The organism is Streptomyces sp. NPDC056628, from assembly GCF_042792555.1.
GTDB lineage: Bacteria > Actinomycetota > Actinomycetes > Streptomycetales > Streptomycetaceae > Streptomyces.
Window position 1 is genome coordinate 59323 of record NZ_JBHTWG010000015.1, and the last position, 21129, is coordinate 80451.

Below are 21129 nucleotides of genomic sequence, written 5' to 3' on the forward strand. Positions count from 1 at the left end.
CGCCGGGGAGATCGTCAGAACTCTTCAATTCGGTGACCGGAATCGTGCGCTGCTCGACGGGATTGGTCAATATCCGAGCAGAAATGAGCATGGCGATGATTGAAGATGACGAGTACTGTTCAGGTCGTGCTGGCAGAACGACGACACCAACTCATCCTGCGGGCCCTGCGCTCCGGCGGGCCCGCGGCCGTGACCGACCTCTCCGAGCAGCTGGGCGTCAGCCCCGCCACGATCAGGCGCGACCTGGTCAAGCTCGAGGAGGACGGACTTCTCACCCGGGTGCACGGCGGTGCCGTGGCGGACGAGGGCGACCAGCCCTTCGCCGAGGTCGCCGAGGTGCGGGTGGCCGAGAAGGACGCCATAGCGGCGCACGCCGCCGCGCTGGTCGAGGACGGTCAGTCGGTGCTGCTGGACATCGGCACCACGGCCTTCCGGCTGGCCCGGCAGCTGCACGGCCGCCGGCTCACCGTGATCACCAGCAATCTGGTGGTCTACGAGGAACTGGCCGACGACGAGGGCATCGAACTGGTGCTGCTCGGCGGCATGGTGCGCCGCGAGTACCGCTCCCTGGTCGGCTTCCTCACCGAGGACAACCTGCGCCAGCTGCACGCCGACTGGGTCTTCCTGGGCACCAGCGGAGTGCGGCCGGGCGGGCAGGTGATGGACACGACGGTCGTCGAGGTGCCGGTGAAACGGGCCATGATCAAGGCCGGTGCCCGGGTCGTCCTCCTCGCGGACGCGGCGAAGTTCCCCGGCCACGGCATGGCCAAGGTGTGCGGTCCGGAGGACCTGGACGTGGTGGTGACGAACGCGCCGGTCGACACGGCGACGCGGTCCTCCTTCGAGGAGGCCGGCGTCGAGGTCGTCGTGGCGGGAAAGGTGCAGACGTGAGGCTGACGATCCTGGGCGGCGGAGGATTCCGCGTCCCCCTCGTGTACGGCGCGCTCCTGACGGACCACGCCGAGGGCCGGGTGACCCGGGTCGTGCTGCACGACCTGGACGCCGGCCGGCTCGACGCCGTGACACGGGTGCTCGCCGAGCAGGCCGCCGGGGTGCCCGACGCCCCCGAGGTCACCGCCACCACCGACCTCGACGAGGCTCTGCGCGGCGCCGACTTCGTCTTCTCCGCGATCCGCGTCGGCGGCCTCCAGGGCCGGGCCGACGACGAACGGGTCGCGCTCGCCGAGGGCGTCCTCGGCCAGGAGACGGTCGGCGCGGGCGGCATCGCCTACGGCCTGCGCACGGTGCCCGTCGCCGTCGACATCGCCCGGCGGGTGGCCCGCCTCGCCCCCGACGCCTGGGTCATCAACTTCACCAACCCGGCCGGACTGGTCACCGAGGCCATGTCCCGCCACCTCGGCGACCGCGTCATCGGCATCTGCGACTCGCCCGTCGGCCTCGGCCGCCGTATCGCCCGTGTGCTCGGCGTGCGGAACCCCGCCGAGGCGTGGATCGACTACGTCGGCCTCAACCACCTCGGCTGGGTCCGCGGCCTGCGCGTCGCCGGCCGGGACGAACTCCCGCGGCTGCTCGCCGACCCCGGACTGCTCGGCTCCTTCGAGGAGGGCAAGCTGTTCGGCGCCGACTGGCTGCGCTCGCTCGGCGCGATCCCCAACGAGTACCTGCACTACTACTACTTCAACCGGGAGGCCGTGCGCGCCTACCAGGAGGCCGAGCGCACCCGCGGCGCGTTCCTGCGCGACCAGCAGGCCGGCTTCTACGACCGGATGCGCGACCCGGACGCCCCGGCCCTGGAGATCTGGGACCGCACCCGCGCCGAGCGTGAGGCCACCTACATGTCCGAGAACCGGGAGACGGCCGGCGCGGGCGAGCGCGACGCCGACGACCTGTCCGGCGGCTACGAGAAGGTGGCGCTGGCGCTGATGCGGGCCATCGCCCGCGACGAACGCACCACCCTGATCCTCAACGTCCGCAACCGGCACACCCTGTCGGTGCTCGACGCCGACGCCGTCATCGAGGTGCCCTGCCTGGTCGACGCCAACGGCGCCCACCCGGTCGCCGTCGCCCCGCTGCCCGACCACGCCACCGGGCTCGTCTGCTCGGTCAAGGCCGTCGAACGCGAGGTGCTGGCCGCCGCCGAGTCCGGCTCGCGCACCACGGCCGTCAAGGCGTTCGCGCTGCATCCGCTGGTCGACTCGGTCGGCGTGGCCCGCCGGCTGGTCGAGGGCTACACCTCCGTCCACCCCGGTCTGGCCTACCTCACCTAGGGCCTTTCGTTTGGATCATCCCGGCGTCGCGGGGCCCGGCACGCGCATCTGCGGCGTTGTCGTCACTCGCCGACGCTCCGCGTCGACTCCCTCCTCCGCCCTGCAACTGCACGCACCAGATCCCGCTCGGGCACGTCACCATGTCCCGTCGGCCACAGCCGGGCTGATCCAAACGAAAGACCCTAGGGCGTGTTTCGAAAGTCCCGTCTGGTCCGCGACGCCTGGCACGGCGCCTCGCCGCGTTGTCGGGATCGTCCGCGTACGCCCAGTACGCGGACGACCCTCCGCCTTGCGATGCACCGCACCAGACGCCGCGGACCCCGCCCTTCGGGCGGACGACGCTACTTTCGAAACACGCCCTAGCTTGATCTTTAACGTCTGGCGTCGAATGGTGTGTCGAACTTGATCACCTGGTTCGGTAACCGCCGTACTTGGAAGCGGCCTTCGGCTGAACATGTGCTCCGACCAAGGAACACACACGTTCAGCACGAAGGCCATGGGGATGAGTCTGCTGGATCACTACGCCCGGCGAGAGCCGTTGGAGCAACTGTCATGCTTCCGGGGCGAGTTCTACGCCTGTCTGACCGCTCGTTCGGACGCGTTGTTCGAGCTTGCTGATGCTGTTCTGTGTGGCGACGGACCGGTGAGGTCGCTGGCCGAGCTGTCGCTGGTGGGTGAACACCGTCGCGGCCATGGAGGGCTCTATGCGGCTGTGGCCCGTGGACGCGTCGATGCCGGCAGTCTGCGGCGAGCACTGGCCGAAGTGCCGCTGCCGCGGGCTGCCGATGGCCGGCTGGTCCTGGCTGTCGATGTCACCTGCTGGCTGCGGCCCGACGCCCACACCTCGCCTCAACGGATCCTGTGTCACACCTACGGCCGGGGCAAGGACCAGCACATCCCGGTCCCCGGCTGGCCCTACTCGATCATCTGCGCGCTCGAGCCGGGCCGCAGCTCATGGACCGCACCGCTGGACGCACTGCGCCTGACTCCAGGGGACGACACCGCCACGGTCACCGCCCGGCAGCTGCGCGATCTGCTTCAGCGACTGATCACCGCGGGACAGTGGCAGACAGGCGACCCGGACATCCTCATCGTTGCGGACGCCGGATACGACGCACCCCGCCTCGGCTTCCTCCTCAAGGACCTGCCGGTCCAAGTGCTGGCCAGGATGCGATCCGACCGCGTCCTACGCAGGGCTGCCCCACCCCGCCTCCCGCACACCCAGGGCCGACCACCCCGACACGGCGGCGAGTTCGTCTTCGGACAGCCTGACACATGGGGCACCCCGGACACCGAAACGGTCACCGACACCCGCCTCTACGGCACCGCCACCGCACGCTCCTGGAACCGGCTGCACCCCAAACTGACCCACCGCTCTTCCTGGGCAGCCGACGACGGCACCCTCCCGATCGTCGAAGGGACAGTGATCCGCCTGGACATCGGCCACCTGCCCAGCGGAGCAACACCGAAGCCGGTCTGGCTGTGGTGGTCAGGCATCGATGCCACTGCGGCGGACGCCGACCGTCTCTGGCAGGCATACCTGCGACGCTTCGACATCGAGCACACCTTCCGTCTGTTCAAGCAGACCCTCGGCTGGACCTCCCCGAAGATCCGCACCCCCGAAGCAGCCGACCGGTGGACCTGGCTGATCCTCGCCGTTTACACCCAGCTGCGGCTGGCCCGACCGCTGGCGGCTGACCTGCGTCGGCCGTGGGAGAAGCCGAGCTCGCCGAACAGGCTCACCCCTGCCCGCGTCCGCCGCGACTTTCGGCACATCCGCCCCAAAGCCAGCTGCCCGGCCCAAGCACCGAAACCCTCCCGCCCCGGCCCGGGACGACCACCCGGCCGCAAAAACACTCGCCCCACACCCCGCCACGACGTGCACACGCCCCGCAAATCACCGACGGCGAAGCAGCGAACGAAGAAGTCAACGACCCCACGACCCCGCCGCACAGGTTAAAGATCAAGCTAGCCCCCGCCCCTGTTCTCTGCCTCCCTGGAGACCCTGATGCACGACGAACGCCGCCGGATCGAGGAGCGCGTCGAACGCGTCCACACCCAGCGCATCAAGCCCGCGATGTACGCGGCCACCGTCCCGTTCGAGGTCGAGGCCTGGCAGGCCCCCGGCGAGCCGGTCCCCTTCGAGGAGGCGGCGGCCGCCCCCTACACGCCCTTCGCGACGGGCACCCCGTGGGGCCCGCCGTGGGGCACCACCTGGTTCCGGATGCGCGGCCGGGTGCCCGCCGAGTGGGCCGGGCGGCGCGTCGAGGCGGTCATCGACCTCGGCTTCGTCGGCGACTGGCCCGGCAACCAGGCCGAGGGCCTCGTGCACCTCGCCGACGGCCGCCCCCTGAAGGCCGTCAACCCGCTCAACCAGTACGTGCCCGTCGGCAACCCGGTGGCGGGCGGCGAGGAGGTCCACTACCTGGTCGAGGCCGCCTCCAACCCGGACATCCTGGCCGACGGCTTCGCGCACCCCACCCCGCTCGGCGACGTCCTCACCGCCGGCGACCGGCCCCTGTACACCTTCCGTCGCGCCGACCTCGCCGTCCTCGACGAGGAGGTCTGGCACCTCGACCTCGACCTCGCGGTGCTGCGTGAACTCATGGTCCACCTGGGCGAGCACGAGCCGCGCCGGCACGAGATCCTGCACGCCCTCGACCGCGCCATGGACACCCTCGACCTGGACGACGTCCCCGGCAGCGCCCCCGCCGTCCGCGAGGTGCTCGCGCCGGTCCTCGCCAAGCCCGCGCACGCCAGCGCGCACACCATCTCCGGTGTCGGGCACGCCCACATCGACTCCGCCTGGCTGTGGCCCATCCGGGAGACCAAGCGCAAGACGTCCCGCACCTTCTCCAACGTCACGTCCCTGGCCGACGAGTACGAGGAGTTCGTCTTCGCCTGCTCGCAGGCCCAGCAGTACGAGTGGGTGCGCGACAACTACCCGCACGTGTGGGCCCGCATCCAGGAGTCGGTGAAGAAGGGCCAGTGGGCGCCGGTCGGCGGCATGTGGGTCGAGGCCGACGGCAACCTGCCCGGCGGCGAGGCCCTCGCCCGCCAACTGATCCACGGCAAGCGGTTCTTCATCGAGCACTTCGGCGTCGAGACCAAGGGCGTGTGGCTGCCGGACTCCTTCGGCTACACCGCCGCCTACCCGCAGCTCGCCAAGCTCGCCGGCAACGAGTGGTTCCTGACCCAGAAGATCTCCTGGAACCAGACCAACAAGTTCCCCCACCACACCTTCTGGTGGGAGGGCATCGACGGCACCCGCATCTTCACGCACTTCCCGCCCGTCGACACCTACAACGCCTGCTTCAGCGGCGAGGAGATGGACCGCGCCGTCCGCAACTACCGGGAGAAGGGCGGCGGCACCCGCTCCCTCGCCCCGTTCGGATGGGGCGACGGCGGCGGCGGCCCCACCCGCGAGATCATGGAGCGGGCCCGCCGGCTCGCCGACCTGGAGGGCTCGCCGAAGGTCGTCGTGGAGCACCCGGACGCGTTCTTCGCCAAGGCCCGCGCCGAGTACGAGGACGCCCCGGTCTGGAACGGCGAGCTCTACCTGGAGCTGCACCGCGCCACCTACACCTCGCAGGCCCGCACCAAGCAGGGCAACCGGCGCAGCGAACACCTGCTGCGCGAGGCCGAGCTGTGGGCGACGACGGCCGCTCTGCACGCCCCGGGCTACGCCTACCCGTACGAGCGGCTGGACCGGCTCTGGAAGACGGTCCTGCTGCACCAGTTCCACGACATCCTGCCGGGCTCCTCGATCGCCTGGGTGCACCGCGAGGCCGAGGACGAGTACGCCCGGGTCGCCCAGGAGCTGGAGGAGCTGACCGCCGGGGCGGTGGCCGCGCTCGGCGGGGGAGGGGCCCACGTCTTCAACACGAGCCCGTTCGACCGCGCCGAAGTGGTCCGCACCCCCGGGGGCGCGCCCGCGTACGTCACCGTCCCCGCGAACGGCAGCGCGCCCTTCGTGGCCACGGAGCCCGAGCGGCCGGTCACCGTCTCCGGACGCGTCCTCGACAACGGGCTGGTCCGCGTCGAGATCGCCGAGGACGGCACCCTGGCCTCGGTGTTCGACCTGCGGGCGAACCGCGAGGTGCTCGCCGGCGCCGGCAACCTGCTGCGCCTGCACACCGACCTGCCCAACTACTGGGACGCCTGGGACATCGACAAGCACTACCGCAACCGCTACCGCGAACTGCGCGCGACCGAGTCGGTCACCGTGGTCGAGGACGGCCCGCTGGTCGGCGCGGTCCGGGTCGCCCGCGCCTTCGGCCAGGGTTCCACGATCACCCAGACGATCACGCTGCGGGCCGGCAGCCCTCGGATCGACTTCGCCACCGAGATCGACTGGCACGAGGCCGAGAAGATCCTCAAGGCCGGTTTCCCGGTGGACGTCCGCGCCCCGCACTCCTCCGCCGAGATCCAGTTCGGGCACGTCCAGCGGCCCACCCACACCAACACGAGCTGGGAGGCGGCCCGTTTCGAGGTCTCCGGGCACCGCTGGGTGCACATCGCCGAGCCCGGCTACGGCGTCGCCGTCGTCAACGACTCCACGTACGGCCACGACGTGACCCGCACGGTCCGCGAGGACGGCGGCACGACGACCCGGGTCAGCCTCAGCCTGGTCCGCGCCCCGCGCATCCCCGACCCCGAGGCCGACCAGGGCCTGCACCGGCTCACCTACGCGCTGCTGCCCGGCGCGAGCATCGAGGACGCCGTCGCCGAGGGCTACGCCCTCAACCTGCCGCTGCGGGTGGCGGACGCCGCGGGCGCGCCCGAGCCGGTGGTGTCCGTGGACGGCGACGGGGTGACGGTCGAGGCGGTCAAGCTGGCCGACGACCGCTCGGGCGACGTCGTCGTACGCCTCTACGAGTCCCGGGGCGGGCGGGCGCGGGCCGTGCTGCGCACCGGCTTCCCGCTGGCCGGTGCCCAGATCACCGACCTGCTGGAACGGCCGCTGGAACCGGTCGCCGCGGACGGCGGGGTGCCGGTCTCCCTGCGTCCCTTCCAGGTGCTGACCCTGCGTCTCCGGCGCGCCGAAGGGCACTGAGAACGCACCTTCGGGCCGGCCGGCAGCCACCCCCGTGACAGCGCCGGCCGACCCGAAGCCCCCGTGCTCCCCCCGTATCCCCCGTGGTTCCCCCGTACGGACCCCCCGTTGGCCTTGCTCAGTGTCATGAGCGCGCGGGGGGCCGTCTGATACACCCACGCCGGAAGATTTCTCCCCCCGGCGTGGGTGGTCGGTGTCTCAGCCGGTGAAGCCGGCCGTGATGGACGTGAACTGCCAGGTGCTCTGGCTGATGCCGGAGCAGTTGCTCGTCACACCGCCGCCCGGGCAGGACCGGTCGCGGTTGACCGACCAGAAGGCGAGCCGCGCGATGTGCCGGGAGTTCGCCCAGTCCCGGATCTGCGTCCAGGTCGCGGGCGAGGTGAGCTCCTGCTGGTCGGAGAGCCCGTTCATGCCGGAGATGCCGAGGTGCGCGTAGGCGGTGGCGTCGTCCCAGCCGAACGTGGACTTCAGCTTGGTCTTCAGCCCCTCGGCCGCGTTCACGGTGCTGCCGTACATGTCGGCTCCGCCGCCGAAGTCGAACGGCATGATCGTGAAGACGTCGATGTCCGCGTTCAGCGCCTTGGCCTGCTCGATCAGCCGGTTGCCCCAGTACGTGGGCCCGGTGGTGGAGGTGCCGAAGGTCAGGATCGTCCGCAGCCCCGGGTTGTTCGCCTTGACGATCTTCAGGGCGTTCAGGATCCGGTCCTGCACCGTCGCGTTCTCGAACTCGTCGGTGTTCTCGATGTCGACGTCGATCGCCTTCAGCCCGTAGGCGTCGATGACCTTCTGGTACGCGCCCGCCAGCGCCTCGGCGGAGGAGCAGTTCGGCCCGAGCTTGTTGCCGCTCCAGCCGCCGATGGACGGGACGATGTCACCGCCGGCGGCCCGGATCGAGTTGATGACGCTCTGGTCGTTGCCGCCGGTCAGCGCGCGCTGCCCGTCCCAGGCCGGGTTGCAGCCGCCCGAGGACAGGACGAACGCCATCGTGTACCACTTGACCCCGGTCGCGCTCATCACCGACGTCGCGCTCGGCGGATCGCCCCAGCCCAGGTACAGATAGGGCGCGGCCTGCTTGAAGCCGGTGCCGCCCCCGCCGCCCGCGTCGGTCGTGACGGAGACGGAGCCGGAGGCCGCAGAGACGTTCCCGGCCGCGTCCCGTGCCTTCACCGTGAATGTGTAGGCGGTGCTGGGCGACAGCCCGCCGACCGTCGCGCTCGTCCCGGAGACGCTGAGCACCTGGGTCGAGCCGCGGAAGACGTCGTAGCCGGTCACGCCGACGTTGTCGGTCGAGGCGTTCCAGGTCAGCGACACGCTCGTCGAGGTCTTGCCGGTGGAGCGCAGGTTGCCGGGGGCGCTCGGCGCCTGCCCGTCCGAGCCGCCGCCGGGCCCGTCGAGGCCGATGTCGTCGGCGTAGTAGGTGCCCTGCCCGTACCAGCCGTGCAGATACACCGTGGCGCTGGTCTGGGAGGCGCCGGTCGTGAAGGTGAGCGACAGCCTGGCGTACGCCGACGGCGACGACGTCCAGGTGGAGGAACCGCCGTCCACGCCGAGGTAGACGTAGGAGCCGCGCACCCAGCCGCTGAGGGAGTAGGTCGTGTTCGGCTGGACGGCGACGCTCTGCGAGCACCGGGCGTTGTCGCTCGAACTCGCCGCCCCGGCCAGCGCCCTGGACCCGCCGTGCACGGGCGAGGAGACCACGGAGCCGAGGTTGCCGGTGCAGGACCACGGGGAGAGCCCGCCCGACTCGAAGCCGGGGTTGGACAGGACGTTGGCCGCGTGAGCGGTGCCGGGCAGGGCGACGGCCCCGGCGACCGCGAGAGCCGCCGTGCCGACGAGGGCGAGGACACGGCGTCTGAGCCGTGCGAGAGGTCGGTTGCGCACGTCATCTCCCTGGAAAAGGTGGGGTGTTCGGGAGTGCATAGATGCTGAGAGGTGCGCTGACCAAGTTGGTATGGACCAATTCCCCTGTCAAGGACCGGCGCGGGGATTGGTCCATACCGCTGGTGTGTCTCTACAGGGGCAGGGCCGCCCCGGTCGTGACGGATCCGGGCTGTGCCGGTGCGGGCACCGCCGGCAGCAGGGGGGCCTCCGCCTCGGTGCGCTGCTGGGGGATCGACACCGGGCGCAGCGGGCGCGGACCCGCCACCACCGTGTAGTCCTGTCCCAGGAACGGCGGGGTCACGACGCCCGGGTCCTCACCGAGCGCCAGTTGCACGGCGAGCCAGGGCACGTTCACCCCGCACAGCGACAGCTGGTGCAGGCCGCCCGCCGGGCGGGTGTTGACGTCCATCAGCACCGGGGTGTCGCCGAACATCCGGAACTGGATGTTGGACAGGTGGTGCAGCCCGAAGCCCTCCGCGACCAGTCGCGCCGGCTCCAGCCACTGCTCCTGGAGCGTGAAGCCGCGCCGGCGCCCGTTCTTGACCCGGCCGATCGCCAGCCGGACCCGGTTGTCCGGCCCGGTGAGGCAGTCCACCGACACCTCGGGCTGCTCCAGGCGCGGCATCACCAGCCAGTCCACCGGCTCCTCGGACCGCCGCAGCGCGTCCAGGACGAGATCGAGCTGGACGTACGGCGTCGGGAAGCCGCTCAGATGCGTCAGCGAGAAGGGGGAGCGGGTGATCATCCGGAAGCCGACCCCGCCCGCGCCGGACGCCGGCTTGAAGCACGCCCGGTGCCCGCCGGCCTCCAACTCCTCGACGGCGGCGAGCAGTTCGTCCGCGTCACGGACCCGGTGCCACGGCGGCACCGGCACGCCGACCGCCTGGACGGCCTCGTACGCGATCACCTTGTCCTGGAAGACGGCCACGGCCTCGGGCGGCGGCGCCAGCAGCGCCGTGCCGATCGCCTCGAACTCCGCGCGGTGCGCGACGATCGCCGCCTGGTGCAGCCGGGGCACGAAGACGTCGATTCCGCGGCGCCGGCACTGCGCGAGGGCGTACTCGACGTACCCGGCGGGGGACAGGCCCTCGGGCTCCAGCTCCGCGGTGTCGGCGGCGGCCAGCACGGGGGAGTCGGCGTCCCCGTGCGTCGCATGGATCTCCACCGCCCGGTCGCTGGGATTTCTGCGGAGCTGATCCATGAAGAACACGTTCTCCGCGTACGTGCGGTTGAGCCAGACGCGTACGCGAGAGACCATGCAGGGCCGTCCTTTCGGGGGGGGCGGGCAGGGCGAAGCGGCCCGTGCCCGGGCAGGGAGGAGGGAGGTACACCGAACCGCCCCTGGCGAAGGGGGTCGCGGCGGTGGTGTCGGGGCGATCATACGACTTTCAAAGGGTGTCGCGTGCAACGTACGTGTTACGGATTCCCCCACCGTCCACGCGTGCGGGGGCGGTCCGGCCGGCCCGCCCTTGTCCCGGGTGCACGCTCTGTGTTCTCGTGGTGTCCTTCGGGTGATCGGAAGGGGCGAGGGTGACGTCGACGGCCGCGCGGACCGGGCGGTTGCTGGCCGTCAGCGACCTGCACATCGGGTACGACGAGAACCGCGCCCTGGTGGAGGGGATGCGCCCCGGTTCCGACGACGACTGGCTGCTCGTGGCCGGGGACGTGGCGGAGACCGTCGCCGACGTCACCTGGGCGCTCAAGACGCTCGCCGGCCGCTTCGCCAGAGTGGTCTGGGTCCCCGGCAACCACGAGCTGTGGACCCACCCCAGGGACTCCGTCACCCTGCGCGGCGCCGCCCGGTACGACCATCTGGTCGAGGTGTGCCGGGACCTCGGCGTGACCACCCCCGAGGACCCCTACCCCGTCTGGGACGGCCCCGGCGGCCCGGTCGCCGTCGCCCCGCTGTTCCTCCTGTACGACTACTCCTTCCTCCCCGAGGGATGCGCGACCAAGGAGGAGGGCCTCGCGTACGCGCACGGGACCGGCGTCGTCTGCAACGACGAGTACCTGCTGCACCCCGACCCCCACCCGACCCGCGACGCGTGGTGCGCGGCCCGGGTCGCCGCGACCGAACGCCGGCTCGCCGCCCTCCCCGAGGACCTGCCCACCGTCCTCGTCAACCACTACCCGCTGCACCGGCACCCGACGGACGTGCTCTGGTACCCCGAGTTCGCGATGTGGTGCGGCACCGCCCTGACCACCGACTGGCACCGCCGCTTCCGCGTCGAGGCCATGGTGTACGGCCACCTCCACATCCCCCGGACCACCTGGCACGAGGGCGTCCGCTTCGAGGAGGTCTCGGTCGGCTACCCCCGCGAATGGCGCCGGCGCCCGGAACCACCGGGCCGGCTGCGGCCCGTGCTGCCCCGCGACGAGGACAGGGAGGACCCGGCCCGTTGATCGAGGACCTGCTGACCCCGGCCACCGTCGGCGTCGAGGCGTACGGCGACGAGGAGCACCCGCCGCTCTACCCCGAGGAGGAGGCGGTCGTGGCCCGGGCGGTGGCCAAGCGCCGCCGCGAGTTCGCCGCCGCGCGCTCCTGCGCGCGCCGCGCCATGGAGAAACTCGGGGTGCCCCCGCGGGCCGTGCTGCCGGGTGAGCGCGGTGCCCCCGGCTGGCCGCCCGGCCTGGTCGGCAGCATGACCCACTGCGACGGGTACGCCGCCGCCGCGCTGGCCCGCACCGGCGACCTGGCCTCGCTCGGCATCGACGCCGAGACCCACCAGCCGCTCCCGGACGGGGTGCTGGCCGCCGTCGCGCTGCCCGGCGAGGCGGAGCGGCTGCGCCTGCTGGCCGCCGGGCACCCCTCGGTCCACTGGGACCGGCTCCTCTTCAGTGCCAAGGAGTCCGTCTACAAGGCGTGGTTCCCCCTCACCGGGAAGTGGCTGGACTTCTCCGAGGCCGACATCGACGTCCTCGCCGGGGACGGCGATCCGCGCGGCGGCCGGTTCAGCGCCAGGCTCCTCGTGCCCGGCCCGCTGGTCGGCGGACGCCGGCTCGACCGGTTCGAGGGGCGCTGGACGGTCGGGCGGGGGCTGGTGGCGACAGCGGTGAGCGTGCCGCACGCCTGACCCCCGCGCCTGCGGCGTCAGGGCTCGGCCGGGCACCAGGTGCGCAGCAGGTGGAAGAACTCCTCCTCGTGGCCCGTCAGTCCCGCGTCGGCCAGGGCCTGTTCGGCCTCGGCGAGGACGGCGGGCGGCACGACGGGTGGTCGGCCCGGTCCGGAGGCACCGTCGAACGCGGCTCGCACGGTGTGCAGGAGCCGCAGGTAGGCCTGGACGGCGGTGCGCTCGCGGTCGGTCAGTACGGCGGTGGGCATCGGTCGGCTCTCCCCGGGTCGGTGTCGTCGCGCCCCGCACGGCGTGGCGCCACCCACCAGCTTGCCGTCCGCCACTGACAACGGGTCCGGCCCGGCCGTCCGTTCGCCCGGCCGGCGCGGGTCAGGGGGTCAGTTCTGCGGACCCAGGTAGCCAAGCGACGCCTCGATGCGGCCCGCCAGATGGTCCCGCTGCCCTCGCGCCGAGGAAACCGCCAGCCAGGTGCGGCACTTGCTGGCCAGCAGCAGGCCGAAGCTCTCGGCCTCCTTCTCCTCCGCCTGGTCGAAGTGGTTGCGGGCGGCGACCTTCAGGACCGCCGAGCGCAGATCCGCCTCGCTGCCGAGCAGCCGGGCCGCCACGGAGGCGCCCTCGATGCTGTGGCGGCAGTGGCCGGCCTTCATGTGCCACAGCTCGTGGCCGAGGATCACCAGCTGGTGGTCGGGCGCGGTGCGCTCCTCGATCACCACGAGGTCCTGGTCGGCCATGTCGAGCCACAGCCCGCTCGCGGTGCCCGGCGGGAAGGCGGCCGTACGGAAGTGGACGGGGCGGCCCCGGCGTCTGCCCATCGCGTCGCACAGCGCGCCGTACAGCCTCTCGGGCGCCGCGGGTGCGGGAAGCGACAGCTCCGCGACCAACTCGCCGCACAGGCGGCGCATTTCCCTACCGATGCCCAATGGTCTCCCGTTCCTCCGGTCACGACTCGGGCCGCTTGACGCTCTCCAGGAGCATGTCCAGCCACTCGGCGACCTTGTCGCGGTGCTGGTCGGTGGGGAGCTGGGCGGCCCGCCAGGCGATGCCGCGCACACCGTGGTCCTGCAGGAGCCGCTCCAGAGGGTCCTCGGCGGCCTGGGCCGCCTCGCGCTCCGCGAGTCTCTGCAGCAGGTCCTGCTCGGTGCGCTGGAGCGCGCCGGCCAGCGCCTCGGGGTCCTCGGCGGTCAGGAAGCCGGCGTGCACCCGGAAGAAGCGCTGGATGGCGTCGCAGTGCTCCATGGTGGGCCGCCGGTCGCCGTTGATGAGCGCGCCCGCCTGCTGGCGGGACATGCCGGCGCCGTCGGCGATCTCCTGCTGGGTGTACCTGCGGCCGTTGGGCTTCAGGCGGGTGCGCCGCAGGAGGTCGAGCCGCTGGAGGAACCGGGCCTGCACATCGGGCTCACCCGCGGGCCGGCCGCTCAGCAGGGCCTTGACCACCGGCTCCGGGACGCCGGAGGCGACGGACAGCCGGCCGGTGTCGAAGACCTCCGTGTGCGGCACGTCGAGCCGGTCGGCGAGCGCGGCGACGCGGGCGACGACGGCGGGCAGCGCGGCCGTCACCGTGGCGCCAGGGCCCTCGAAGCCATCCGTCACCGACAGATCTCCTACGTCTCTCACAGGCTTCTCACAACCTGTTGCCGTGAACTCGACGAAGATTACCGGGTGGTTCGAACGCGCATCCAGGTTCCGCCACAACTGTGGCCAATTTCAGCCGTCAACCGGCGGGGAATGCCACGATAGTTGACATGGCTCGGGCGCGGGCACCAGGATCGGGACGCCGCGTGAAGGCCGCATAGGCAAGAGGGGTGACCTCCCGATGGCATATCAGGCAGGTGGGCAGCGGTTCGTACCGCGGCCCGTCCCCGACCGGCCCGAGGCCCAGGCGTATCTCCGGGACTACGCCGTCCTCGTGGAGGCCGTGCCCTTCCCGTCCGTCGTCGTGGACCACCGCTGGGACGTCGTCCTGGCGAACAGCGCTTTCGCGTCACTTTTCAGCGCCGTGGGCCCCCACCCCAGCGCGATGCCGCACGAGAACCTCCTGCGGTTCGTCCTCTTCCACCCGGACGCCGCCGCCGTCCTCGGCGACCACGAGTCCAGCTGGTGCCTGCCGATGCTGGCCCACTTCACCGACGCCCTGGAGCGGCACGGCCACGACCACGCGCTCCAGGCCGTCCGCCGGGACATCGCCCAGGACCCCCTCATGGAGGCCGCCTACCGGCAGGGCCTGCCGCACTGGATCCGCGCGGTGGGGGAGCGGGCCGTCGAGGAGGACGGCGCGGTGCGCCCGCTCCACCACCCCGACCCGCGCTGGGGCGCCACCGAGTGCCGGGTGGTCGACGAGACACCCGCGACCCTGCGGGAGCTGGGGTACACGCGGCTGACGCTGGTGCTGCGCGAGGCGCGCCGCGAGCGGGTCAGGGCCCGCGGGGCGCGTCGTGACGCCTCGTATCTCCGTGTGGTGCGCGCGCCCGAGGACTGATCGGGGCACCGTCGGCGTTCAGGTCGCCGACGGCGCCCCGTCAGCACACCCCGCCCCGGGGCCGCCGGGCTGGTCGACACGGTGCCCGACAAGGGGTTCCGGGTCACCGCGGTGTGCGAGAAGCAGCTCGACGAGTACACGCACGTCCGCGCGCTCATCGAGATCCCGACGGTCGTGGAGCTGGCCGCCACCGCCGACGCGGTGTCCCTGGAGGCGCTGCGGCCCGCCGCCCGGGAGCTCGTCCGGGCGGCGGTCGCCGGTGACCTCATCGCGCACGTGGAGGCCGACACGCGCCTCCACCTCGGTCTGCTCGCCCTCGCCGGGAACGCCCACCTCGCCGAGGTCGTCCGGCACCTGGGCCACGTCCGCGGCCTGTGGGCGGCGCGCGACGAGGAGTGACCCGTACGCAAGCAGTTTGCAATTCTTGCGCTATTCTTGCGTCCATGACGCGACGACTTGCTGAAGTGGCGAAGAAGGTCGGGGTCAGCGAGGCCACGGTCAGCCGGGTGCTCAACGACAAGCCCGGTGTCTCGGAGGCCACCCGGCAGGCGGTGCTCTCCGCCCTGGACGTGCTCGGCTACGAGCGCCCCACCCAGCTGCGCGGGGAACGCGCGCGTCTGGTCGGCCTGGTGCTGCCCGAGCTGCAGAACCCGATCTTCCCGGCGTTCGCCGAGGTGATCGGCGGGGCGCTGGCCCAGCTGGGACTCACCCCCGTGCTGTGCACGCAGACCAAGGGCGGTGTCTCCGAGGCCGACTACGTCACGCTGCTGCTGCAGCAGCAGGTCTCCGGGGTGGTCTTCGCCGGCGGCCTGTACGCGCAGGCGGACGCGCCGCACGACCACTACAAGGAACTCGCCGACCGCAACATCCCGGTGGTGCTGGTCAACGCGGCCATCGAGCACCTGGGCTTCCCGGCCGTCTCCTGCGACGACGCCGTGGCGGTGGAGCAGGCGTGGCGGCACCTGGCCTCGCTGGGCCACGAGCGCATCGGGCTGGTGCTGGGCCCGGGCGACCACGTGCCGTCGGCGCGCAAGCTGGCGGCCGCCCGGGGGATCGCCGCCGAGCTGCCCGAGGAGCACGTGGCGCGGGCGATCTTCTCGATCGAGGGCGGGCACGCGGCCGCCTCCCGGCTGATCGACCGGGGCGTCACCGGCATCATCTGCGCGAGCGACCCGCTGGCCCTCGGCGCTGTACGGGCCGCGCGGCGCAAGGGACTCGGCGTCCCGTCGGAGATCTCGGTCGTCGGCTACGACGACTCGGCGTTCATGAACTGCACCGAGCCCCCCCTTACCACCGTCCGCCAGCCGATCGAGGCCATGGGCCGGGCGGCCGTCGAGCTGCTGAACGCCCAGATCGCGGGCACTCCCGTCCCGGCGGAGGAGCTGCTCTTCGAGCCCGAGCTGGTGGTGCGCGGCTCCACGGCGCAAGCGCCCCGCCGCTGACCTGCGGCCCCGCGCGAAAGGACGTCATCGGCAACCGAGGTGCTGTCTAAAAATTGCAAATCTCGCGCGACATCTTGCGCATGGATGTCGACGGTGCTTGAGTGTGCGGCGCCCACCGCTCCATGCCCAGAGGGGTCCACCGATGAGAAGCACCGGGTTCCGCCGTACCTTTGCCGCGCTGAGCGTCTGTTCGCTCGCCCTCGCCGCGTCCGCCTGCGGTTCGGGCGGCGACGACTCGGCGAGCGGCAAGACCCGCATCACGGTCAACTGCATGCCGCCCAAGAGCGCCAAGGTCGACCGCAGGTTCTTCGAGCAGGACGTCGCCGACTTCGAGCGGCAGAACCCGGACATCGACGTCGTGCCCCACGACGCGTTCCCCTGCCAGGACCCGAAGACGTTCGACGCCAAGCTCGCCGGCGGGCAGATGGAGGACGTCTTCTACACGTACTTCACCGACGCCCGCCACGTGGTCGACATCGACCAGGCGGCCGACATCACGCCGTATGTCAAGGAACTCAAGAGCTACGACACCATCCAGCAGCAACTGCGTGACATCTACACCGTCGACGGCAAGGTCTACGGCGTCCCGCGCACCGGCTACTCGATGGGCCTGATCTACAACAAGGCGCTCTTCGCGAAGGCGGGCCTCGACCCCGACAAGCCCCCGGCCACCTGGGACGAGGTCCGCACCGCGGCCAAGAGGATCGCCGGCCTCGGCGGCGGCACCGTCGGCTACGCCGACTACAGCGCCCAGAACCAGGGCGGCTGGCACTTCACCGCCGAGCTGTACTCGCAGGGCGGCGACGTCGTCAGCCCCGACGGCAAGAAGGCCACCGTCGACTCGCCCGAGGGCCGCGCCGTCCTGCGGGCCCTCCACGACATGCGGTGGAAGGACGAGTCGATGGGCAGCAAGCAGCTGCTCGTCATCAACGACGTCCAGCAGATGATGGGTTCCGGCAAGCTCGGCATGTACCTCGCCGCCCCCGACAACATCCCGATCCTCGTCAAGGAGAAGGGCGGGAACTACAAGGACCTCGCCCTCGCCCCCATGCCCGGCGGCAAGGGCACCCTCATCGGCGGCGACGGCTACATGTTCAGCAAGAAGGCCAGCCCCGAGCAGATCCGCGCCGGCCTGAAGTGGCTCGACCACATGTTCCTCACCCCCGGCGACGGCTTCCTCGGCGACTACGCCCGCGCCAAGAAGAACGACGCGCCCGTGGGCCTGCCCGAACCCCGCCTGTTCACCGGCGCCGCCGACGCCAAGGACCAGGAGGTCAAGAAGGCCAACGCCAACGTCCCGGTGGAGAACTACCAGGCGTTCCTCGACGGCAACCAGAACCTGGACATGAAGATCGAGCCGCCGAGCGCCCAGCAGATCTACTCGGTCCTCGACGGTGTCGTCTCCGCCGTCCTCACCAAGGAGGACGCCGACATCGACCAGCTCCTGGAGGACGCGTCCGGCAAGATCGACGGAATCCTGGACCGGGGCTGACGCACCATGACCGACACGGCTCAGCGACGGACCGTCGCGAAGGTCGCGGTACGCCCCGTGCAGGCGCCGCCCCCGGCAGGGGACCGGAGGCGGCGCCGCCTCGCCGACCAGGCCCGCGCCTACGGCTTCCTCGTCGGCGGCCTCGTCTGCTTCGCCCTGTTCTCCTGGTACCCGGCGATCCGCGCGGTCGTGATCGCCTTCCAGAAGTACACGCCCGGCGGCGAGCCCGAGTGGGTCGGCACCGCCAACTTCACCCGCGTCTTCAACGACCCGGAGTTCACAGCGGCCTGGCGCAACACGCTCACCTTCACCGTGCTCGCCCTGCTGATCGGCTTCGCGATCCCCTTCGTGCTCGCCCTGGTCCTCAACGAACTCCGGCACGCCAAGGCGTTCTTCCGGGTCGTGGTCTACCTGCCGGTGATGATCCCGCCGGTGGTCAGCGCCCTGCTGTGGAAGTGGTTCTACGACCCGGGCACCGGCCTCGCCAACGAGGCGCTGCGCTTTGCGCACCTGCCGACCTCGAACTGGTCCAACGGCGCCGACACCGCGCTGGTCTCCCTGGTCATCGTCGCCACCTGGGCCAACATGGGCGGCACCGTGCTCATCTATCTCGCGGCGCTCCAGTCCATCCCCGGAGAGCTGTACGAGGCCGCCGAGCTCGACGGCGCGAACCTGCTGCAACGCGTCCGGCACGTCACGATCCCGCAGACCCGGTTCGTGATCCTGATGCTGATGCTGCTTCAGATCATCGCCACCATGCAGGTGTTCACCGAACCGTTCGTGATCACCGGCGGCGGCCCGGAGAACGCCACGGTCACCGTCCTCTACCTGATCTACAAGTACGCGTTCCTCTACAACGACTTCGGCGGCGCCTGCGCCCTGAGCGTGATGCTCCTCGTGCTCCTCGGCGCCTTCTCCGCCGTGTACCTGCGACTGACCCGCACCGAAGGGGAGAGCGCATGAGCACCCGGACCCTCCTCTCGCCGGCCGCCCTGGCCCGGCCGCGCGGCAAGGCCGCCTACTGGACCGTGTTCACCGGCACCGTCCTGCTGTTCGTGATCGCGTTCCTGTTCCCCGTCTACTGGATGGTCACGGGCGCGATGAAGTCGGCGGACGAGGTCGCCAGGACCCCGCCGACCCTGGTCCCGGAACGCTGGCACGTCAGCGGCTACACCGACGCCTGGGACCTGATGCAGCTGCCCACCCATCTGTGGAACACCGTCGTCCAGGCCGCCGGCGCCTGGCTGTGCCAGCTGGTGTTCTGCACGGCCGCCGCCTACGCGCTGTCCAAGCTGCGGCCCGCCTTCGGCAAGGTGATCCTCGGCGGCATCCTCGCCACCCTCATGGTCCCCGCCCAGGCGCTCGTCGTGCCGAAGTACCTGACCGTGGCCGACCTCGGGCTGCTCAACGACCCCGTGGCGATCTGGCTGCCGGCCGTCGCCAACGCCTTCAACCTCTACCTGCTCAAGCGGTTCTTCGACCAGCTCCCGCGCGATGTGCTGGAGGCCGCCGAGATGGACGGCGCCGGCCGGCTGCGCACCCTGTGGTCGATCGTGCTGCCGATGTCCCGGCCGGTCCTCGGCGTGGTCTCGATCTTCGCCCTGGTCGCCGTCTGGCAGGACTTCCTCTGGCCGCTGATGGTGTTCTCCGACACCGACAAGCAGCCCATCAGCGTCGCACTCGTCCAGCTGTCGCAGAACATCCCGCTGACCGTGCTCATCGCCGCGATGGTCATCGCGAGCATCCCCATGGTCGCGATGTTCCTCGCCTTCCAGCGGCACATCATCGCGGGGATCGGCGCGGGCAGCACCAAGGGCTGACGTCCCCCACCCCCGGACGCCCTGCCCCCTCCCGACAGAAAGGGCCACACCGTGGCACAGTCCCGTCCTGCCGCCGCACCGTGGTGGCACTCCGCCGTCATCTACCAGGTCTACGTCCGCAGCTTCGCGGACGGCGACGGCGACGGCACCGGCGACCTCGCGGGCGTCCGCGCCCGGCTGCCGTACCTCGCCGAACTCGGCGTGGACGCCCTGTGGTTCACGCCCTGGTACGTCTCCCCGCTGAAGGACGGCGGCTACGACGTCGCCGACTACCGGGCCATCGACCCGGCCTTCGGCACCCTCGCCGAGGCGGAGAAGCTCATCGCCGAGGCCGGTGAGCTCGGCATCCGCACGATCGTCGACATCGTGCCCAACCACGTCTCCGACCAGCACCCCTGGTTCCGTGCCGCGCGTGAGGCCGGACCCGGCAGCCCCGAGCGCGAGCTGTTCCACTTCCGGCCCGGACGCGGCCCCGACGGCGCCCTCCCGCCCAACGACTGGCCGTCGGAGTTCGTCGGCTCGACCGACCCCGTCTGGACGAGGCTGCCCGACGGCGAGTGGTACCTGCACCTGTTCACCCCCGAACAGCCCGACCTCAACTGGGCCCACCCGGCGGTCCGGCAGGAACACGAGGACATCCTGCGGTTCTGGTTCGAGCGGGGGGTGGCCGGCGTCCGCATCGACTCCGCCGCACTGCTCGCCAAGGACCCGGAGCTGCCCGACCTCGCCTGCGCCCCCGACCCGCACCCCTACGTCGACCGCGACGAGCTCCACGACATCTACCGCTCCTGGCGCGCCGTCGCCGACGCGTACGACGGCGTCTTCGTCGGCGAGGTCTGGCTGCCCGACCCCGAACGCTTCGCCCGCTATCTGCGCCCCGACGAACTGCACACCGCCTTCAACTTCTCCTTCCTGTCCTGCCCGTGGGACGCGGAGCGGCTGCGGACCTCGATCGACACCACCCTCGCCGAGCACGCCCCGGTGGGCGCCCCCGCCACCTGGGTGCTGTGCAACCACGACGTCACCCGCACGGTCACCCGGTACGGCCGCGCCGACACCGGCTTCGACTTCGCCACCAAGGCGTTCGGCACCCCCACCGACCTCGCCCTCGGCACCCGCCGCGCCCGCGCCGGCGCGCTGCTGTCCCTGGCCCTGCCCGGCTCCGTCTACCTCTACCAGGGCGAGGAACTGGGCCTGCCCGAGGCGGACATCCCGCTCGACCGGATCGAGGACCCGATGCACGCCCGCTCCGGCGGCACCGACCCGGGCCGGGACGGCTGCCGCGTGCCGCTGCCCTGGGCGGCCGGGGAGCCGTACGCGGGCTTCGGCGCCCAGGCGGAGCCGTGGCTGCCGCAGCCCGAGGGCTGGGCCGCGTACGCCGCCGACCGCCAGGCCGCCGACCCGGGCTCCATGCTCACCCTGTACCGCCGGGCCATCGCCCTGCGCCCGGAGCTCGGCGACGGACCGCTGACCTGGCTGCCGTCGCCCGACGGTGTGCTCGCCTTCACCCGGACCCCCGGCACCCTGTGCGTGGTCAACCTGTCGGACACCCCCGCCGACCTGCCCGCGCACCGCGAACTCCTGCTGAGCAGCGGCCCGCTGGACCCCGACGGCCGGCTGCCCCAGGACACCGCGGTCTGGCTGCGCGCCTGAGCCCGCG

At 71.7% G+C, this 21129-nt stretch carries 17 protein-coding genes and 1 pseudogene; 13 read left to right on the top strand and 5 right to left on the bottom strand.

What is annotated here, in order from left to right; all coding sequences use genetic code 11:
* Nucleotides 1-126 precede the first annotated feature (126 nt).
* The 4 genes from ACFRAC_RS19810 to ACFRAC_RS19825 all read left to right on the top strand — a co-directional run bounded on the left by ACFRAC_RS19810 (nucleotide 127) and on the right by ACFRAC_RS19825 (nucleotide 7284).
* Complete coding sequence (locus ACFRAC_RS19810; RefSeq protein ID WP_361342489.1) at nucleotides 127-891, top strand: DeoR/GlpR family DNA-binding transcription regulator; 765 nt, start codon at nucleotides 127-129, stop codon at nucleotides 889-891.
* Nucleotides 888-2228, top strand: a complete 1341-nt coding sequence (locus ACFRAC_RS19815) for a 6-phospho-beta-glucosidase (RefSeq protein WP_382925295.1) — start codon at nucleotides 888-890, stop codon at nucleotides 2226-2228. Before ACFRAC_RS19810 ends, ACFRAC_RS19815 begins: the two co-directional genes overlap by 4 nt.
* A 502-nt stretch (nucleotides 2229-2730) precedes the next feature.
* A complete protein-coding gene (locus ACFRAC_RS19820; protein ID WP_382925297.1) occupies nucleotides 2731-4188 on the top strand; it encodes an NF041680 family putative transposase in 1458 nt (485 codons plus the stop codon).
* A gap of 48 nt (nucleotides 4189-4236) precedes the next feature.
* Nucleotides 4237-7284 (top strand): alpha-mannosidase, encoded by a 3048-nt coding sequence (locus ACFRAC_RS19825; RefSeq protein ID WP_382925299.1) that lies wholly within the window; start codon nucleotides 4237-4239, stop codon nucleotides 7282-7284.
* A 198-nt stretch (nucleotides 7285-7482) separates the two neighbouring features.
* On the opposite strand, the gene ACFRAC_RS19830 is transcribed toward ACFRAC_RS19825, so the two are convergent.
* Entirely contained in the window at nucleotides 7483-9165 is a 1683-nt protein-coding gene (locus ACFRAC_RS19830; protein ID WP_382925301.1) for a carbohydrate binding domain-containing protein, read from the bottom strand.
* 130 nt (nucleotides 9166-9295) lie between these two features.
* Nucleotides 9296-10423: an ATP-grasp domain-containing protein gene (locus ACFRAC_RS19835; protein ID WP_382925302.1), complete on the bottom strand. Its 1128-nt coding sequence runs from the start codon at nucleotides 10421-10423 to the stop codon at nucleotides 9296-9298.
* A gap of 272 nt (nucleotides 10424-10695) precedes the next feature.
* On the opposite strand from ACFRAC_RS19835, the gene ACFRAC_RS19840 reads away from it, so the two are divergent.
* Both ACFRAC_RS19840 and ACFRAC_RS19845 read left to right on the top strand, forming a co-directional pair.
* Nucleotides 10696-11568 carry a metallophosphoesterase family protein gene (locus ACFRAC_RS19840; RefSeq protein ID WP_382925304.1) on the top strand — a complete coding sequence of 291 codons (873 nt, stop codon included), beginning with the start codon at nucleotides 10696-10698 and terminating at the stop codon, nucleotides 11566-11568.
* Nucleotides 11565-12239 (top strand): 4'-phosphopantetheinyl transferase, encoded by a 675-nt coding sequence (locus ACFRAC_RS19845; protein WP_382925306.1) that lies wholly within the window; start codon nucleotides 11565-11567, stop codon nucleotides 12237-12239. Before ACFRAC_RS19840 ends, ACFRAC_RS19845 begins: the two co-directional genes overlap by 4 nt.
* Before the next feature lie 17 nt (nucleotides 12240-12256).
* On the opposite strand, the gene ACFRAC_RS19850 is transcribed toward ACFRAC_RS19845, so the two are convergent.
* The 3 genes from ACFRAC_RS19850 to ACFRAC_RS19860 form a co-directional block, all read right to left on the bottom strand.
* The gene (locus tag ACFRAC_RS19850; RefSeq protein WP_062665447.1) at nucleotides 12257-12487 is read right to left on the bottom strand and encodes a hypothetical protein; all 231 of its coding nucleotides are present in this window, start codon (nucleotides 12485-12487) and stop codon (nucleotides 12257-12259) included.
* Nucleotides 12488-12616: 129 nt separating this feature from the next.
* Nucleotides 12617-13141, bottom strand: coding sequence for a toxin-antitoxin system, toxin component (locus ACFRAC_RS19855; protein WP_382925423.1), 525 nt, complete (start codon nucleotides 13139-13141; stop codon nucleotides 12617-12619).
* 37 nt (nucleotides 13142-13178) lie between these two features.
* Nucleotides 13179-13829 (bottom strand): helix-turn-helix transcriptional regulator, encoded by a 651-nt coding sequence (locus tag ACFRAC_RS19860; RefSeq protein ID WP_361341698.1) that lies wholly within the window; start codon nucleotides 13827-13829, stop codon nucleotides 13179-13181.
* A gap of 223 nt (nucleotides 13830-14052) precedes the next feature.
* Between ACFRAC_RS19860 and ACFRAC_RS19865 the strand changes: the two genes are divergently transcribed.
* The 7 genes and pseudogenes from ACFRAC_RS19865 (at nucleotide 14053) to ACFRAC_RS19895 (ending at nucleotide 21122) form a co-directional block, all read left to right on the top strand.
* On the top strand, nucleotides 14053-14715 hold the full coding sequence (locus tag ACFRAC_RS19865) for a hypothetical protein (protein ID WP_382925308.1): 663 nt from the start codon (nucleotides 14053-14055) through the stop codon (nucleotides 14713-14715).
* Between the two features lie 66 nt (nucleotides 14716-14781).
* Nucleotides 14782-15114, top strand: a pseudogene (locus ACFRAC_RS19870) (FCD domain-containing protein); the annotation flags it as partial.
* A gap of 44 nt (nucleotides 15115-15158) precedes the next feature.
* The gene (locus ACFRAC_RS19875) at nucleotides 15159-16157 is read left to right on the top strand and encodes a LacI family DNA-binding transcriptional regulator (protein ID WP_382925310.1); all 999 of its coding nucleotides are present in this window, start codon (nucleotides 15159-15161) and stop codon (nucleotides 16155-16157) included.
* A gap of 142 nt (nucleotides 16158-16299) precedes the next feature.
* Nucleotides 16300-17649, top strand: a complete 1350-nt coding sequence (locus ACFRAC_RS19880) for an ABC transporter substrate-binding protein (protein WP_382925312.1) — start codon at nucleotides 16300-16302, stop codon at nucleotides 17647-17649.
* A 6-nt stretch (nucleotides 17650-17655) separates the two neighbouring features.
* Nucleotides 17656-18612, top strand: a complete 957-nt coding sequence (locus tag ACFRAC_RS19885; protein ID WP_382925314.1) for a carbohydrate ABC transporter permease — start codon at nucleotides 17656-17658, stop codon at nucleotides 18610-18612.
* Nucleotides 18609-19469: a carbohydrate ABC transporter permease gene (locus tag ACFRAC_RS19890; RefSeq protein WP_382925315.1), complete on the top strand. Its 861-nt coding sequence runs from the start codon at nucleotides 18609-18611 to the stop codon at nucleotides 19467-19469. Before ACFRAC_RS19885 ends, ACFRAC_RS19890 begins: the two co-directional genes overlap by 4 nt.
* A 51-nt stretch (nucleotides 19470-19520) precedes the next feature.
* Nucleotides 19521-21122, top strand: a complete 1602-nt coding sequence (locus ACFRAC_RS19895) for a glycoside hydrolase family 13 protein (RefSeq protein WP_382925317.1) — start codon at nucleotides 19521-19523, stop codon at nucleotides 21120-21122.
* Nucleotides 21123-21129: the final 7 nt, after the last annotated feature.

Coding starts and splice junctions, on each gene's coding strand:
- ACFRAC_RS19875 (WP_382925310.1), top strand. CDS start 15,159: ATGACGCGACGACTTGCTGAAGTGGCGAAGAAGGTCGGGGTCAGCGAG.
- ACFRAC_RS19825 (WP_382925299.1), top strand. CDS start 4,237: ATGCACGACGAACGCCGCCGGATCGAGGAGCGCGTCGAACGCGTCCAC.
- ACFRAC_RS19835 (WP_382925302.1), bottom strand. CDS start 10,423: ATGGTCTCTCGCGTACGCGTCTGGCTCAACCGCACGTACGCGGAGAAC.
- ACFRAC_RS19890 (WP_382925315.1), top strand. CDS start 18,609: ATGAGCACCCGGACCCTCCTCTCGCCGGCCGCCCTGGCCCGGCCGCGC.
- ACFRAC_RS19850 (WP_062665447.1), bottom strand. CDS start 12,487: ATGCCCACCGCCGTACTGACCGACCGCGAGCGCACCGCCGTCCAGGCC.
- ACFRAC_RS19880 (WP_382925312.1), top strand. CDS start 16,300: ATGAGAAGCACCGGGTTCCGCCGTACCTTTGCCGCGCTGAGCGTCTGT.
- ACFRAC_RS19855 (WP_382925423.1), bottom strand. CDS start 13,141: ATGCGCCGCCTGTGCGGCGAGTTGGTCGCGGAGCTGTCGCTTCCCGCA.
- ACFRAC_RS19820 (WP_382925297.1), top strand. CDS start 2,731: ATGAGTCTGCTGGATCACTACGCCCGGCGAGAGCCGTTGGAGCAACTG.
- ACFRAC_RS19885 (WP_382925314.1), top strand. CDS start 17,656: ATGACCGACACGGCTCAGCGACGGACCGTCGCGAAGGTCGCGGTACGC.
- ACFRAC_RS19865 (WP_382925308.1), top strand. CDS start 14,053: ATGGCATATCAGGCAGGTGGGCAGCGGTTCGTACCGCGGCCCGTCCCC.